Raw genomic sequence first — 15573 nt, 5'->3', positions numbered from 1 at the left:
AGTATATTTGTAAAGTTTTCTTACGTTTCTTAAGAATCAATTGTAATCATTTAAGGGAATTATAAAATTAGAAGTGGATATTAAACGAGATTATTTTTTTATGGAGATAGGGACAATGAAAAATACAAAAAATAAAATTTTAGTGGCTTCAGCGGTTGCTATTATGATGGCACCAGCTGCTTTGAGTGCTCTACCACAACAAAGCGTTAGTGCCGATGCAGTTGGGACTTTAACTACTGCCACACCGGTTTATGATACTAATGGTAAAACTACTGGGGTAACATTACCAAGTGGTAGTCAATGGAAGTTAGGACCTCAAATCACTCTTAATGGAGTAGCTCATTACGAAGTAGGAACTAACGAATATGTTCCCGCATCAGTTGTGACCAATGTAAATGGTTCATCCAATCCAGTTGATACATTTGGTGGAAAAGTAGCTAATAATTTTATAACTACTAATTCTGATGCAGGTAAAGTTGGTACAGCTAATAAAGTTTTGGATATTGTCGATAATTACGGTAACAGTACCGGCAGAACCGTACCAAGTGGCAGCCAATGGAAATTAGGGAATGTATTACATTCTAATAAGCAAGTCTATTACCAAATTTCGACTAACGAATGGATCTCCGCAATGGATGTTTCAGTTGATGGTCAAAGCACTGGCGCAACTAACACCGTTGATACAACTAATACTATTAATAACTATATAGAAACAACTGAAAATACCGGTAAGGTCGGTACAGCTACAGCCGTTTTAAATATAGTTGATAACCAAGGTCAAAGTACCGGTCAAACATTACCAAGTGGCAGCCAATGGAAATTAGGACAAGTATTACACTCTAATAAACAAACATATTATCAAGTATCAACTAACGCATGGGTACCTGCAGTTGATATCTCAGTTGCTGATCAAAATACCAATAATGCTAATACAACTACAGCAACTACTCCAGGTAGCTATATCACAACTGATACTCGTGCAGGTCAAGCCGGTACAGCCAATAAAACCTTAGATGTCGTTGATAGTAGCGGTAAAAGTACCGGTATTACATTGCCAAAGGGCAGCAAGTGGAAGGTCGGTAATCTTCTTAGTGCTGACAAAGAAACTTTCTACCAAATTGCTACTAATGAATGGGTTCTAACAACTGATTTAGATTTTGCTGATAACAATACATCTAACAACACCACAGCCGGTGACAGTTATGTTACGACAAGTACAGATACTGGTAAAATCGGGACAACTATTTCAAATCTTAATGTAATTGATAATAACGGTAACGATACTGGTAAAGTTCTTGCCAAAGGTAGCAATTGGAAACTTGGTAACGCATTGCATGCTAATAACCAAATTTACTATCAAGTATCAACTAATGAATGGGTCTTAGCATCTGGCATGTCAATTAATACTAAAAAGACAAGTACTGATGCAGCTATTCCAACACCAGGTCATGGTTTAGTTGGAACAACCAACGTAGCATCTAAAACATATAACACCGCTACAAACTCATATGATCGTACTTTACCAGCAAACAGTTCATGGAAAATTTCTAAATTAGCTGTTAATAAATATGGTTCATACTGGGGTCAAGTTTCATCAAACGAATGGGTTTGGATCTCTGATGTTCGTTTGAACAGCGGTCTTAACTTGAAGACTAATTCAATCTACGAACCTGATTTTGCTACTAATGTTAAGAAATAAATTTAATTAAGAATGAGTTATTACTAAAGTTCTGTTAAATTGAAGGCACCTAGCTTTCCGTCTTCCATAAAAATCGGAATAGGCTGGAACGCTGAGAGCATCGTTTCGAACCAACTCAAGTTCGGAGTTGTTTTGAAATCGAGCTTTCTACTAGGCCAGCAAAGTACGCTGACCAAGTAGAATTTCTCGGCTGAGCCTATTTCCGATTTTTATTCCAGACTAATTAACACTGTACTTATTTGTTTCTATTAATGAAAAAACATATTTTTAACTCAAAAATCCTGTATTAACTGATATTCTTCAGTCAATACAGGATTTTTGCTTATTCTTAGAAAGACACATCTTAATACTAAATATCTATTTAAAGTCAGTATTATAAAAAAGGTTTTCAATTATATATCATAGTATAGAAACTAATAACTTAGCTCGGAATAAGGAAGAAAAAATGGCTCAATAGCGAGATTTTACTTATTCGGCTGATCTTGCCGGATTAGTAAAAGGCCAAGCTTGAAAACTATTGTCAATGCCTTGTGCATTGATGATAGGTTCCAAGTTGTGCCCGCTATGTTCCAGCCAATTTTTTCTTCCTTGTGGAGAGCGGCATTATAAGGATAACTTTATTAATTTACGTCCTAACCGAACTTCAGAAAGAACTACCAAACTTTGTTTAGAAACTTATTTGTCATAACTGGCTAAAGAATCAAAAATGAATTTTACAAAGGCTTCACGATTAACATCTTCTAGGACTTTGATTTGATTTTTGATGGGAGCATCGGTTCGACGGTCGGGATAAGTCATACCTCGATATTGATCATTGGTTAGTGAAACATCCATGGAGTAAGTATGACTCTTCGTAAATAATTCTGGAGCAATCATACTGATAACGGCACAAGCATCATGAATCGGAATTTTAGTCATACCCTTGGCTAGTTCAGCAGAGGCATAAAAATCTAAGATTGAGCTGGCCATAACGCCGACATGTCCTAAATCTTTAATCTTTTTAATCTCATCCATGGTTAAATAGGCTTTGTTTTCGGTTAGATTCAGACCGGAAAGGGTAATGGGCAAGCCAGAATTAAAGACAATATCCATAGCTTCAGGATCAACATAGGCATTAAATTCGGCGGCTAGAGTGATATTACCCTGTAAGGTTGAACCGCCCATAATGTAAATATGTTCAATTTTATTCTTGATTTCTGGGAAAGTTTTTAATAATAAAGCGATGTTAGTCAGTGGGGCTGTGGCAACTAAATTAATTTTTTCAGATGATTTATTAATACGTTCATACATATATGTAACGGCGTTATGACTAGTCAAAGGATAATCTAAACTGTTATTAGGGAAGTCATAACCTTCCATTCCAGTTTTACCGTGAATTTCACCTGCAGTTTTAACTGGTTTTACTAGTGGGGTGGCCTGACCAGATGCAAGTTCGGCATGTGATCCTAAAAAGGTTAAAAGTTTCTTGGCATTTTGAGTGACATATTCGAGTTTTACATTTCCACCAACGGTGGTTACGCCGATTAAATCAGCCTTCTCAGGATGTGCTAATAAAACAGTTAAGGCAATGGCGTCATCAATACCTGGATCACAATCCATAATTACTTTTGTCATTAAATTTGTACCTCACTTTTTTAATTTTTGAGGAATCTTTTTAAGTGCGTGAACAAAGCTCCGTCGTTCAAGGGTGCCCAAAGTAGATAAAATCTTTTGGTCATTGGAAGTCATAAACTTGTCAATGGCGTCCTGCATTTCCTTGGATTTGTCGGATAGAACAATTCTTTTTAAACGTGAATCATTTTTAACGCTGCGGCGTAATATTAAACCGTTTCTTTCCATAGTTTTCAAAATATTTGTTGCCGTTGAACGTCGAATATTGAATTCAGATTCAATCGTTTTTTGATAAATATTGTCATTGTCAGTATCAGCTAAATAGTGAATTATTTGCACCTGTGTGCCAGTTAAGCCGTACTTACTAGCAAAAGTGTTGATACCACGGGAAATTTCATTTGATGCTACTTTGAGCAAATGGGCCACGTCACTCGTCATAAGGTATCCTCCTTCGAGCAAAATGTTACAAAATGATTATAACATTCTGTTTTTAGTTCAGTTGAGAAGAGCAATCTGGTCAGGTAATGAAATACTAAATAGTCATTTTAGACTGATATTATTTTTATAATAGCTAGGTTTTTATTAATTTATGTTCATTCTGACTCTGGCGAGAAACATTCTTTGTATAAATTGGGAAACTCTCTTATATTGGACTATAGAAACTAAATTACAGGGGGAAAAATAAATGGCTAAAGTTTTAGTTTTAGGTGCTAATGGTAAAATTGCTCGTTTAGCAGAACATATTTTTGTTGATACAACTGACTCAGACTTGAAATTGTATCTTAGAGATGCTGGACGTTTAAAAGATTTTGCAGACTCACATACGTTGGTTGAAGCTATCGAAGGTGACGCAACTGATGTTGATAATTTGAGTGAAGCAATGAAAGACGTTGATGTTGTTTATGCTAACTTAGCAGGTGGAAACATCGAAAGTGAAGCTCGTGCGGTTGTCAAAGCAATGCATGCGACAAATAAAACACGTTTAATCTGGATTTCAACTTTGGGTATTTATGATGAAGTACCCGGTAAATTTGGTGAATGGAACAACAGTACTTTGGGAAGCTATATTACTAATTATGCTGCTGCAGCTAAGGTTATTGAAGAATCTGATCTTGATTATACGATTATTCGCCCAGCTTGGTTAACTGACAAGCCAGAGGTTGATTACGAAGTAACTCAAAAGGGTGAATCTTTCAAGGGTACAGAAGTATCAAGAAGATCGATTGCCCAAGTGGTTGTTGACATTACACAAGATCCTGATAAATTTAAACGCGAATCAATTGGTGTAAATAAGCCTAATACTGATGGTGATAAACCAGCTTGGTATTAATATAATGATTGAAAAGTGTTGCCGTATTAAGGTAGCACTTTTTTTGGTGTCTAAGGCTAGATATGCTATGGTATTTTTGTAATCGGTTGCATAAAGCGAAGGAGAAAATAAAATGGTTAAACGATTGATCAGTGCTAATACGAGTGAGATGTTGGCGATGAATGGTGCTGAATTAAAGCAAAGTATCAAAGCCAGTGAAGGACGAGTGGTTTTAAGCGAAAATGTAGTGGTCCATGAACCGTTAGATGGTATTACTACCTCAGAAATAGCTGCAGCATTTGGAGCTGATTTGATTTTGCTAAATGCGCTTGATGTTTTAAATCCGCTTATTTTGGGACTTTACGATGATGAAGAAACGATGGCAACTGCCAAAGTTCATCGTGATGGCGAATGTATCCACCTTTTGCAGAAATTAGTTGGTCGTCCAATTGGCGTAAATTTAGAGCCGGTCGATCCGAAAGCCGATATGACCGAAGATCGCCTTATTATTCCCGAAGGCAGAATGGCCAGTGAAAAAACCCTTCAAGAAGTAGAGAAGCTTGGTTTCAATTTTGTTGTTTTGACGGGGAATCCAGGAACTGGCGTAACCAACAAACAAATTGCGAATAATATTAGAATTGCCAAAAAAGTTTTTTCAGGTCTAGTAATTGCTGGGAAAATGCATGGGGCTGGCGTTAATGAACCAGTCGTTAGTAAAGCTTCGGTTGAAGAATTCTTAAAGGCCGGTGCCGATGTTATTTTAGTACCTGCCGTGGGAACTGTTCCTGAATTTGATGATGCTGAGTTAAAGGAAATTGTTAAAGTGGCACATAGTAAAGGCGCTCTAGTAATGAGTACAATTGGCACTAGTCAAGAAGGCTCAGGCAGCAGTTTTATTCAAAATATTGCTATTAGAAATAAAGTGGCTGGGGTTGATATCCAACATATCGGTGATGCTGCATGGGGAATTCAAGCACCGACTGAAAATATTTATGCTTTGAGCAAGGCAATTCGGGGCGAACGACATGCAATTGTAAGAATGGCCCGTTCGATTAATCGATAGTGAAATAAAATACTCATTTTCTGATAATGAGTGTTTTTTGTCGTCTAATTTAGATTAAGAATAAAAATTTAAAAATATTAATTATTTTTCATTCGGAAAATATTTTAATAGTTCAAGGTCCCCATTCTGATAGTGTTGGCAATAATAATATAAGTAAATTAATTGTAATGATAAATCGGTCATTCAATCAAAAAATTATTCCAGTTTTATATACACAAAATATATAACCATCTGATAATTTCTTTATCGGAGGGTTATCAAAAATGAAAAACAAATTTATTGCAGCAAGTTTATTAGCGCTATTATCAGTTACAACCTTAGCTGGTTGTTCAGGAAATAAAACAGCTTCAATCTCAAATGATCCTAAAGTGATCCAAAAAGCCGCTGAAAAAGAAAAGAAAGTTGTATCTTTCGGTATGGCTGATGACTGGGCTAACTGGGGTGGCTCGTGGCATGATCTAAAGACTAAATATGGTATTTCTCATACTGATACGGATATGAATAGTGCCGAGGCAATCCATAAATTTGAAACAGAAGGTAAGAATGCGACCGCTGATATTACTGATATTGGGATGAACGTTTCGCCAACCGCACAGAAAAAAGGGATTTTATCTAAATACAAGGGTACTTATTGGGATAAGGTTCCAGCTTGGGCTAAAGACAAAGATGGCTACTGGATGAATGCTTATAAGGGAACAACGGCTTTTATTATCGATAAGAAGAATGTTGCCGAAAAAGATATTCCAAAGTCATGGGCTGATCTGAAAAAGGGTAAATATAAAGTTTCAGTTGGATCAAAACCAGCATCAGCAGCGCAATCTCAATATGCTATTTTGGCTGCTGCACATGCGTTTGGTGGAGATGAAAGTAATGTTAAACCAGCTTTAGATTTCTTCAGCAGTTTGCAAAAACAAAAACGTCTTTCTTCAGTTGATACAAATGTTCAAAATTTAAAGAAGGGCGAATTAGACGTTGGTATTATGTGGGACTTTACAGCTTTGACAGCTAGACACATGATTGATGAATCAAGATTTGAAGTCATTATTCCTTCTGATGCTGCTGTTATGAGTGGTGATTCGCAAGTTATTAATAAATATGCTCCCCATCCTAATGCTGCCAGATTGGCTAGAGATTACATCTTGTCCGATGCTGGTCAAGTAAACATTGCCAAGGGGTATGCACGTCCAATCAGGGATGACGTTAAATTACCAGAAGAAGTAAAGGCTAAATTATTACCAGCTAGTGCTTATCACAAAGTTTATACAGTTAAAGATAATAATGTTTGGAACAAGACGACATTAAAACTTGGCCAATTATGGCAATCTGAAGTAACAAAGTAGTGGGGTAAATAGTGATGAAGATGAGTCTCAAAAACAGGTTCCTCTTACTTTTCGTATTACTTATCTGCTTGGTTTTAATTTTTCCAATTGGGGTAATGATAATATCCAGTTTTAATTCTCAAGATGGTTCATGGGGATTGATGAATTATCAAGAATTATTCACTAATCATTATTATCGAAATGCGATTGGACACAGTTTGACTTTGTCGCTATCAGCCTCACTCTTCAGTGAAGTGATTGCGATATTGGGTGCTTGGTCTTTAACAAAAATGTCATCCTCTGTTAAAGAATCATTAGTGACCATTTTTAACTTGGCATCAAGTTTTGCTGGAGTTCCATTGGCTTTCTCGTTGATTATCCTATTAGGTAATTCAGGAGTTTTACATGTAATTTCTAAATCATTAGATATTAATATCTTGGGTTCAATCAATGTTTATTCATGGTTGGGAATAGTTATTGCCTATTCATTTTTCGAAATTCCTTTGGGAATTCTGTTCCTTTATCCAACTTTTGAAGAAATTGATCAAGGTTGGAAAGAGGCCTCAGATACTTTGGGCGTAAGTAATTGTTTCTTTTTAAAGAAAGTCATTTATCCGGTTTTAGTTCCAGGATTGGTTGAAACTTTAATTATTCTTTTTGCTAACGCAATGGGAACTTATGAAACTGTATTTGCTTTGACAGGGAATAACATAACATTTATCTCAACTATTATTGGTTCACTGATTGGTGGAGAGATTACAAGTAATATTCCCTTAGCAGGCGCGCTCTCAGTTGTTTTTGGACTCGTTATGATTGCACTGGTTATTATGGGTAATTTATTAGTTAGAACGAAAAGAATAACGGAAGGTAAATGATAATGAAGGTTAAAAAAAGAACCCCTAAAATTATTTTGACTATTATATTTATCTATCTTCTGTTGCCAATTGTCGCAACCTTTCTGTATTCAATTTCAACATCATGGATCAATACGGTTTTGCCAGAAGGATTGACCTTCAAATGGTATGCGCAATTAGTATTTAATCCGGAATTTCTAAATGTTGTTTTAAGATCATTAGTTCTGTCGATTTTTACAACCATTCTAGGGCTGGTTATCTTTGTTCCCGTGATTTTTTATATGAATATTTACAATCAAAAATTAAAAGCTAAGATGCGTTATATAACGATGCTACCATTCATTATTCCCGGTATTATCTTGGTAACGGGATTGATCCAGTTGTATAAAGATATTCCAATTCCTAAAATTGTGATTTTAGTGATGGTCTTGTCAGTTATGAGTTTGCCATTGGTATATCAAACTTTGAACAATGTTTTTATCTCAAAAGATTTCAAGTCAATGTTTGAACAATCCCAATTATTAGGTTATGGCCCAGTTAAATCATTCATGTTTGTGATTGTTCCTAACATAAAAACTGGATTGATCGTATCGACACTATTACTATTTAGTGCTGGTTTGGGTGACTATGTGATCACTAACCTGTTCCTTGGTGGAAATTACATAACTTTAAAAATCTACATGTATCGATTGATGGCTGTTAACGGGAATGCAGGAAGTGTGTTAACAATTATCTACTTTATTATGTTAAGTATTCTGTCAGCAATTCTAATTAGAACGACAAGCAAGGCTAAGAAAGGTTAATCGAATGAGTGAATTTTTAAAGATTGAGAATTTAAACGTAACTTTTGGTAAAGAGACAGTTATTGAAAATCTGAATTTATCTATTCCAGAGAACGCCATTACAGTTTTCTTGGGACCAAGTGGTAGTGGGAAGACAACGGTATTGCGGTCAATATCAGGATTGAATCGAAATGCCCAAGGGAAGATCCTTTTGGATGGTAAAGATATCTCTGAGTTGCCGGTCAATAAAAGGAATATTGGAGTCATATTTCAATCCTATGCATTGTTTCCAAATATGAGTGTCTTTGATAACGTAGCCTATGGTTTAAAGGCTCAAAGAATTGGTAAAGCAGAAATTAAACAGAGTGTTGAAGATATGTTGAAATTGGTCAATATGAATGAAAAAGCCAACAGTTTTCCTGATGATCTGTCAGGTGGTCAAAAACAACGTGTAGCGATAGCTCGTTCAATGATCATGAAGCCCAAGTTACTGCTACTGGATGAGCCTTTGAGTGCTTTGGATGCCAAGATTCGAGTGGAATTACGTGAACAGATTAAGGAATATCAGCAAAAATTAGGTATTACGATGATCTTCGTGACGCATGATCAGGCTGAGGCAATGGCGATTGCTGATAATGTAGTGGTTATCTCGGATGGTAAAATTCAACAGCAGGGAGCGCCTTGGGATATTTATACCAAACCTAGTAATGAATTTATGGCTACGTTTATCGGTGATCACAACATTCTTTCTGGTAGTGAATTAAAGAGTCTAGGGATTAATAATCTGTCTTTAGAGCAAAAATATTTGATTAGACCAGAATCAATTACTTTAAATAAACTTGCTGAATCAATTGCCGATGAAGTTGAATGTAATGGTCAAATTATCAGTGCAGTAAATTACGGAAACAGAATTCAATATGTAATTGCTAAAGATACTTTACGATTAAAAATGGAAGCTTTGAATCACACTTTGCCATTGAAAATCGGTTCGCAAGTTAAGGTCTTTATTAATAAGGCAAAGATTTTACAATTAAATTAAAAATATTTAATGGGGAATTAAAAATGAAATTATACGTTGAAAATGGTCATCCTTTTAAAATCTGTCAGTTGACGGATATTCATTTAGGTAATCATCCTTTAGAAGGTGATGGTGGTCCCTTAAATGGAATTAATGAACGGACTTTGAATCGTTTAAAATCAGTTTTAGAAAAAAATGAATTTGATTTATTCATGATCACTGGTGATTTGATTTGGGGTAAGGATAATGAGGAACCGCGTAAGGATTTGAAATCTCTATATAATTTATTGAATGAATTTGATACGCCTGTGGCAATTACTTATGGGAATCATGATACAGAAGGCCCATTTGGTCGAGATTATCTACGTGATTTTGAAAATGAATTAACTCATTTGGCTACTAAAACTAATGTTTTCATGTCTGGTGAAAAAGAGAATTATACGTTGGAGGTTTTGGATCAGGCAACTAATGAAGTGGTGAACAAGTTGTTTGTTTGGGACAGTGGTCTGTATTCTCGGTGGTCCGAAGTTAGTCAATATGCTGCAATTGATCTAGATCAAATCAATTGGTATGTTGATGTATCGAAATCATATGCAGCTGAAACATTTGATATTGGTTTCATGCATATTCCAATACCAGAGTATAAAATGGTTGATCGTGAAAAAATCACTGGTAGTTTTGGTGAACCAGTTTGTTCACCAGATTTGAATTCAGGTTTATTTCATGAAATTTTGAATCAAAATAATATCAAAGCTATGATTTCAGGCCATGACCATTTTAATAATTTTTCTGGATCTTATGCTGGAATTCAATTAAATTATGGAAATGTAACTGGCTATAATTGTAAAAGTGATTTGATTCGTGGAGTGACACAATATGATCTTTATAGTGATGGTATGCAGAGAAAAAATTTACTTTTTGAAGCGTAAAAATAAAAGTTATATTTACGAAATTACGTAAATATAGCTTTTTTTGCTACTTATTGCAGAAAAATGTCAAATAATTTCAGAAAAAACTTACGAAAAATGTTTTTTTCTGGTATATTAATCCACTGTTGCAACAATTGGAGGTAACTATGAGTCAAACTCAAAAAATTAATACAAAACCTCTTCACCCGTTCCTTTCTATGATGGGTGTTCTTATCGGTGGATTTGTCGGTATGTTCAGTGAAACCTCACTAAATATTGCCCTTCCATCTATTATGAAAGCTTTTAATGTCGAAACCGGAACGGTCCAATGGATGGTTACTGGATATATGTTGGTTACGGCAATTGTTTTACCACTTTCAAGTTTATTGACGAAACATTTTTCAACGCGTGGATTAGTTAGATTTGCCTTGCTTGATTTTATGGTTGGTGCAATTATTGCCGCCACTGCAGTAAACTTCCCAATGCTTTTAATGGGTAGAATGATTCAAGGTATTGCTAACGGTATTTTCTTACCACTGATGTTCTCGATTGCAATGAGGATTTTTCCACCTAATAAATTGGGTGCAGCGTTAGGGATGGCAGCCTTAGTTATCATGTTTGCTCCTGCTATTGGACCCACTATTTCAGGTATCATTTTGGGTGTTTCTTCATGGAGATTTATCTTTTGGTTATTCATTGTTTTCTTAGTTATCGGTTTGATTTTTATGGAAATTAATTTGACCAATGTCTTTGAAGTATCCAAACCTAAAATTGATTGGTTAGCTATTTTCTTATCAACAATCAGTTTTGGTTTGATTATCTTCGGTGTCAGTTTCTTAAGTAATAATATTCCTGTAGCAATTGTCGCAATGATTGCGGGCTTGGTTCTCTTGTTTGTCTATGCTAGACAACAATTGAAAACTGATGTTCCAACCTTAGATTTTGCTGTTTTGAAAAAGCCAGAGTTTTTAACTGGCTCAATTCTAGTTATGTTGAACTTTGGTATCACATTGTCAGCAATGTATATTTTGCCAATGTATCTTCAAAATGGGCTAGGTGTCGCTGTTGCCCTAACCGGTGTCGTTATGTTACCTGGTGGTATTATTAACGCTATTGTTTCCTTCGGTGCCGGTCGTGCCTATGATAGTCTCGGTGCTAAATGGTTAACACGAATCGGTTTTATTGTATCTGCTTTAGGTGCAATCATGTTTTTATTCAGTAATTCAAATAGTGCCTTATGGTACATTATTATTGCTCATATTTTAATTATGATTGGTGTCCCATTAGCTATGTCACCAGCTCAAACTTATGGTTTGAATTCGTTGGATGCTTATCAATCCGCTGATGGTTCAGCTATTATCAATACTTTTGAACAAGTTATCGGTGCCGTTGCAACTGGTATCGCAACAATTCTATTGAGTACTGGTCAAGCAAATTATTTTGCTAATGGTGGACATTCTGCAAAATTAGCATTTACTAATGGCGCTCACTACGGATTTATGTTTACATTAGTATTAGCTGTTTTGGGACTCATCTTTGCACTTCGTGTGCATGGTAAGAATGAAGAAACAGTTAGTGCCAAAGAATCAAAACCTTTGTCTAACAAGGGTGATAGCACGGTAACTGAATAGACTAGTCGCTAAGTCTTTTTGGTTAAAAACAATTGATACAAAAAGAACTGATCAAGATGGTAATTGATTAGTTTTTTTTATTGGTATGATCTTTAATTTAAGTGAAAATTTTGCTTGAAATGTCTGTAAGATTCCTTTACAATAATAGGGTTAATAAAATAAGTTAAATGAGTAACAGGAAGGAGGGTTTTTTAAATGTCACAAAATACACATAAAGGTATGACTGGCCACCGCCGTCCTGTAAACCAAAAAAATGGTGCTACAAAGCGCGCTAACACGCAAGCCGTTCTTGACTTTTTAAAGAGTCGCGATACTAAAGAAGCAAAATAATTAAAAAAAGAGACTCAACAGATTAATCTGTTGAGTCTCTTTTTTTATGCAACTGTAATGGCACTTCGACCATTTTTCTTAGAATGGTATAAAGCTTTATCAACTCGTGAATAGAAGTCATTAACGGAGCCATCTGATTCACTAATTTCAGAAACACCAACGGAAATGGTTAGGTGAATAGTTTGTCCATCAATAATCATATCAGAATGATTAACAGTGGTAAAAATCTCATGGACAATAGCCGTTGTTTGCGCAAGATCATAGTTAGGGAAAATAATATTAAATTCTTCGCCACCAGTGCGATAAAGTTTAATAAGTGGATCTCGATTATTGATGACTTTCTGTACGGTAGTAACTACATTCTGGAGAACTTTGTCACCAGCTAGATGTCCGTAAGTATCGTTGATATTCTTAAAGTGGTCGATATCAAACATCATCATGGTAAATTTGGAATTAGCACTCATGTTTTTATTAAATTTAGAACGGAAATCAATATCAAAGGCATCATAATTATAGGTCTCGGTTAATTTATCATGAGTAGCTTCCTTAAATAAGGCTGTTCGAGATTCGACATCCGAATAAAGAATGGCAATATAGCCAAAGGTAAACAACTCGAGAATGGCTAGATAAAAAATTTCGGTTAAGAACATGGGATTGCCAATTGAGAATTTTAAATTTATAAAAAACCAATAAGCAGCTCCAAAGAAGATACTGGATGACCAATACAACATAAAAGGAAACTTCTTGTCAGTATGATCCTTAATATAATTCAGTGAATTATAGAATAAAATTAAAATTATTGCTAAACACCAAGATTGCCAACTAGAAACTGCCGAATTGAAGAGCATAAAAGCTAGCACAATTGGAGTGAACATATGGAATTTAAAAGGGACATTCAAAATTACTGTATAGAAAATAACGGCAACTAGTTGAAAATTAACAAAGGTCCAAGAATAATGTTTATTGGTAATAGAACTTTGCATTATAAAAAGTATGGATAGAATATAAATAATTCCTAGAATAGTTCTCAGAGTATATTCATCGATATTGTTATTTTTAACGTTTAAGGCCTTTTTAACCCCAGCAAAAAGAATTTGAAAGACTACAAAAACACCCATAATGAAGAATAAGCTGGTTATCAAGATTGTGCGATTTAAGACTAAACTTGTTAGCAATTTTAAGTTCCTCCATCGTTTAAAGATAAAATCGTTTAATATAATAATTATAATCATTATCAATTTACAATTTAATAACCAATTATGACGAAATGTATTAAAAATAGAGTGTTTGGAATACAAATTTCGCGAAAAATAGCCACGATTTAATAATCGTGACTATTTTTGGCTTAATCTACTATGTCGTGGTGATGCAATTTGAAAGTCAAAGCTAGAGCAATGAGCAAGAAAGCTAGACAGGATAAAAATCCTGCTTGAATACCAACTGCTTGATTGACGGTGCTGCCAGTCATAATTTTATCAGTCATCGTAATAACGGCAATAATAATGGCTGTTCCAAAAGATGCTGCAATTTGTCGTAAAGTATTAAAAGTTGCGACACCATCAGAAATATATTTTTTAGGTAGGGAACTTAGAGCATGAGTTTGAATCGGGATGAGAATTAATACCAAACCTAACTGTCTAATCATCTGTCCGAGAGTCAACATTAATACTGAGGCATTAACATCAATAACCGCTTGTAAGAAGGTACCAAAACAATCAATCAAAACACCAGTTAAAACGATTCTTTTAACAGGATATTTATCAAAGAGGCGACCACTGACTGGAGACATAAAACCAGTTAGAAGTGCTCCAGGAAGGAGTGCTAAACCGGAGATCAAAGGACTCTTATGTAAAATCATTTGAATCATCAGTGGTAAAAGGATTGTATTTCCATACATTGTTAAGACAATTAACATATTGATAAAAGTGGCGACTGTGAATTGTGAATGTTCGAAAATCGAAAAATTGATGATAGGATTTGGTGTTTTATTTTCCATGATTGAAAAAATAACTATCAAAGTTAAACCGATAACCGTGAAGCCAATGACGTTAAATGAAAAGAAGTTAGCTTGACCGATATTGGAAAAACCGGTTAGTAAGAAAAGCAAACCTAAACTGATTGTAATTAAACTGGGAACATCAAATTTAGGATTTTGGTTAGTTTCAATCTGAGGCAATTGGAAAATGGCTAGAAGAACGACAGCAATAATAAAGGGCAAGATCAAGATGAAAAGGTATTGCCATGGAAAGTACTGCAAAATGATACCTGAGAGCGTTGGACCGATAATAGGGGAGAAGTTAAAAGCTAGTCCAATAATCCCCATAACAGCTCCCTGTTTGTTTCTAGTGGTATATTGCATAGCCAATACATTGACCAAAGGCATCATCATGCCGGTACCAATTGCTTGAATCATTCTTCCAATGATAACAGTCGTGAAGGAACTGGCAATAGCTCCCAGAATTGTTCCGACTAAGAAAACTGAACTGGAGGCGATGAAGAGGTGTCTAAAAGAAAATTTCTTAATAAAATAAGCACTAGTAGGAATCATGATGGCATTTACTAAAGTGTAACCATTCGTCAGCCATTGAACAGTTGATGAATTAACATGGAAGACTCGCATAAAAGTTGGCAAGGCTGTGTTCATTAAAGTTGAGCACAAAACACCGAAGAAGGTCCCAAAGACCATGATGAAAAGTGATTTTTTGATTTGTTTTGACATGTGTTTAGTGCTCCTAATTAAAAAGTTGTAACCTATTTAGTTTAGTTATTGCAAATAGGCTGGTCAAATTAATTTTCAGAAAATAAAAGAAAGATTCATTTGAACTAGTTTTTATTTATGATTAGTTGGAACGTAAGTTACCTTAACTTCCCGTCTTCCATAAAAATCGGAAATAGGGCGGAACGCCATGGACATCGTTTCGAACCAACTCAAGTTCGGAGTTGGTTTGAAATCGAGCCTTCTACTAGGCCTCCAAAGTACGCTGACCAAGTAGAATTTCATGGCTGACCCTATTTCCAATTTTTATTCCAGACTAATTAACACTTTGAT

The 15573-nt window shown here is 35.2% G+C and carries 14 protein-coding genes; 10 read left to right on the top strand and 4 right to left on the bottom strand.

Features of this window, described 5'->3' with window-relative positions:
- Positions 1-115: 115 nt before the first annotated feature.
- Positions 116-1699 carry an SLAP domain-containing protein gene (locus tag IV57_RS10630; protein WP_057881503.1) on the top strand — a complete coding sequence of 528 codons (1584 nt, stop codon included), beginning with the start codon at positions 116-118 and terminating at the stop codon, positions 1697-1699.
- Between the two features lie 675 nt (positions 1700-2374).
- Here IV57_RS10630 and IV57_RS10625 read toward each other — a convergent pair.
- Together IV57_RS10625 and IV57_RS10620 are read right to left on the bottom strand one after the other, a co-directional pair.
- Complete coding sequence (locus IV57_RS10625; RefSeq protein WP_057881502.1) at positions 2375-3313, bottom strand: nucleoside hydrolase; 939 nt, start codon at positions 3311-3313, stop codon at positions 2375-2377.
- Between the two features lie 12 nt (positions 3314-3325).
- On the bottom strand, positions 3326-3748 hold the full coding sequence (locus IV57_RS10620; protein WP_057881501.1) for a MarR family winged helix-turn-helix transcriptional regulator: 423 nt from the start codon (positions 3746-3748) through the stop codon (positions 3326-3328).
- Positions 3749-3995: 247 nt separating this feature from the next.
- Between IV57_RS10620 and IV57_RS10615 the strand changes: the two genes are divergently transcribed.
- The 9 genes from IV57_RS10615 to IV57_RS13450 all read left to right on the top strand — a co-directional run bounded on the left by IV57_RS10615 (position 3996) and on the right by IV57_RS13450 (position 12524).
- Positions 3996-4640 carry an SDR family oxidoreductase gene (locus IV57_RS10615; RefSeq protein WP_057881500.1) on the top strand — a complete coding sequence of 215 codons (645 nt, stop codon included), beginning with the start codon at positions 3996-3998 and terminating at the stop codon, positions 4638-4640.
- A gap of 112 nt (positions 4641-4752) precedes the next feature.
- Entirely contained in the window at positions 4753-5682 is a 930-nt protein-coding gene (locus IV57_RS10610; RefSeq protein ID WP_057881499.1) for a DUF7916 family protein, read from the top strand.
- 263 nt (positions 5683-5945) lie between these two features.
- Positions 5946-7022 carry an ABC transporter substrate-binding protein gene (locus tag IV57_RS10605; protein ID WP_057881498.1) on the top strand — a complete coding sequence of 359 codons (1077 nt, stop codon included), beginning with the start codon at positions 5946-5948 and terminating at the stop codon, positions 7020-7022.
- Between the two features lie 95 nt (positions 7023-7117).
- The gene (locus IV57_RS10600; RefSeq protein ID WP_236704358.1) at positions 7118-7876 is read left to right on the top strand and encodes an ABC transporter permease; all 759 of its coding nucleotides are present in this window, start codon (positions 7118-7120) and stop codon (positions 7874-7876) included.
- Between the two features lie 2 nt (positions 7877-7878).
- A complete protein-coding gene (locus IV57_RS10595) occupies positions 7879-8658 on the top strand; it encodes an ABC transporter permease (RefSeq protein ID WP_057881496.1) in 780 nt (259 codons plus the stop codon).
- A 4-nt stretch (positions 8659-8662) separates the two neighbouring features.
- Positions 8663-9676: an ABC transporter ATP-binding protein gene (locus IV57_RS10590; RefSeq protein ID WP_057881495.1), complete on the top strand. Its 1014-nt coding sequence runs from the start codon at positions 8663-8665 to the stop codon at positions 9674-9676.
- 23 nt (positions 9677-9699) lie between these two features.
- Positions 9700-10584: a metallophosphoesterase gene (locus IV57_RS10585; protein WP_057881494.1), complete on the top strand. Its 885-nt coding sequence runs from the start codon at positions 9700-9702 to the stop codon at positions 10582-10584.
- 146 nt (positions 10585-10730) lie between these two features.
- The gene (locus IV57_RS10580; RefSeq protein WP_057881493.1) at positions 10731-12194 is read left to right on the top strand and encodes an MFS transporter; all 1464 of its coding nucleotides are present in this window, start codon (positions 10731-10733) and stop codon (positions 12192-12194) included.
- 195 nt (positions 12195-12389) lie between these two features.
- Entirely contained in the window at positions 12390-12524 is a 135-nt protein-coding gene (locus tag IV57_RS13450) for a hypothetical protein (protein WP_269083228.1), read from the top strand.
- Positions 12525-12568: 44 nt separating this feature from the next.
- On the opposite strand, the gene IV57_RS10575 is transcribed toward IV57_RS13450, so the two are convergent.
- Together IV57_RS10575 and IV57_RS10570 are read right to left on the bottom strand one after the other, a co-directional pair.
- The gene (locus tag IV57_RS10575; RefSeq protein ID WP_057881492.1) at positions 12569-13699 is read right to left on the bottom strand and encodes a GGDEF domain-containing protein; all 1131 of its coding nucleotides are present in this window, start codon (positions 13697-13699) and stop codon (positions 12569-12571) included.
- Positions 13700-13869: 170 nt separating this feature from the next.
- Positions 13870-15243, bottom strand: a complete 1374-nt coding sequence (locus tag IV57_RS10570) for a DHA2 family efflux MFS transporter permease subunit (protein WP_057881491.1) — start codon at positions 15241-15243, stop codon at positions 13870-13872.
- Between the last annotated feature and the right edge of the window lie 330 nt (positions 15244-15573).

The organism is Companilactobacillus kimchiensis (genome assembly GCF_001438805.1).
Taxonomy (GTDB): domain Bacteria; phylum Bacillota; class Bacilli; order Lactobacillales; family Lactobacillaceae; genus Companilactobacillus; species Companilactobacillus kimchiensis.
The sequence above is the reverse complement of the archived record's forward strand: the minus strand, read 5'-3'. Positions and strand labels throughout refer to the sequence as shown.

What these genes read in the sequence shown, in the direction of transcription:
- IV57_RS10610 (WP_057881499.1), top strand. Translation starts at nt 4,753, where the DNA reads ATGGTTAAACGATTGATCAGTGCTAATACGAGTGAGATGTTGGCGATG.
- IV57_RS10625 (WP_057881502.1), bottom strand. Translation starts at nt 3,313, where the DNA reads ATGACAAAAGTAATTATGGATTGTGATCCAGGTATTGATGACGCCATT.
- IV57_RS10600 (WP_236704358.1), top strand. Translation starts at nt 7,118, where the DNA reads ATGATAATATCCAGTTTTAATTCTCAAGATGGTTCATGGGGATTGATG.
- IV57_RS10620 (WP_057881501.1), bottom strand. Translation starts at nt 3,748, where the DNA reads ATGACGAGTGACGTGGCCCATTTGCTCAAAGTAGCATCAAATGAAATT.
- IV57_RS10570 (WP_057881491.1), bottom strand. Translation starts at nt 15,243, where the DNA reads ATGTCAAAACAAATCAAAAAATCACTTTTCATCATGGTCTTTGGGACC.
- IV57_RS10595 (WP_057881496.1), top strand. Translation starts at nt 7,879, where the DNA reads ATGAAGGTTAAAAAAAGAACCCCTAAAATTATTTTGACTATTATATTT.
- IV57_RS10605 (WP_057881498.1), top strand. Translation starts at nt 5,946, where the DNA reads ATGAAAAACAAATTTATTGCAGCAAGTTTATTAGCGCTATTATCAGTT.
- IV57_RS13450 (WP_269083228.1), top strand. Translation starts at nt 12,390, where the DNA reads ATGTCACAAAATACACATAAAGGTATGACTGGCCACCGCCGTCCTGTA.
- IV57_RS10585 (WP_057881494.1), top strand. Translation starts at nt 9,700, where the DNA reads ATGAAATTATACGTTGAAAATGGTCATCCTTTTAAAATCTGTCAGTTG.
- IV57_RS10615 (WP_057881500.1), top strand. Translation starts at nt 3,996, where the DNA reads ATGGCTAAAGTTTTAGTTTTAGGTGCTAATGGTAAAATTGCTCGTTTA.
- IV57_RS10580 (WP_057881493.1), top strand. Translation starts at nt 10,731, where the DNA reads ATGAGTCAAACTCAAAAAATTAATACAAAACCTCTTCACCCGTTCCTT.
- IV57_RS10630 (WP_057881503.1), top strand. Translation starts at nt 116, where the DNA reads ATGAAAAATACAAAAAATAAAATTTTAGTGGCTTCAGCGGTTGCTATT.
- IV57_RS10590 (WP_057881495.1), top strand. Translation starts at nt 8,663, where the DNA reads ATGAGTGAATTTTTAAAGATTGAGAATTTAAACGTAACTTTTGGTAAA.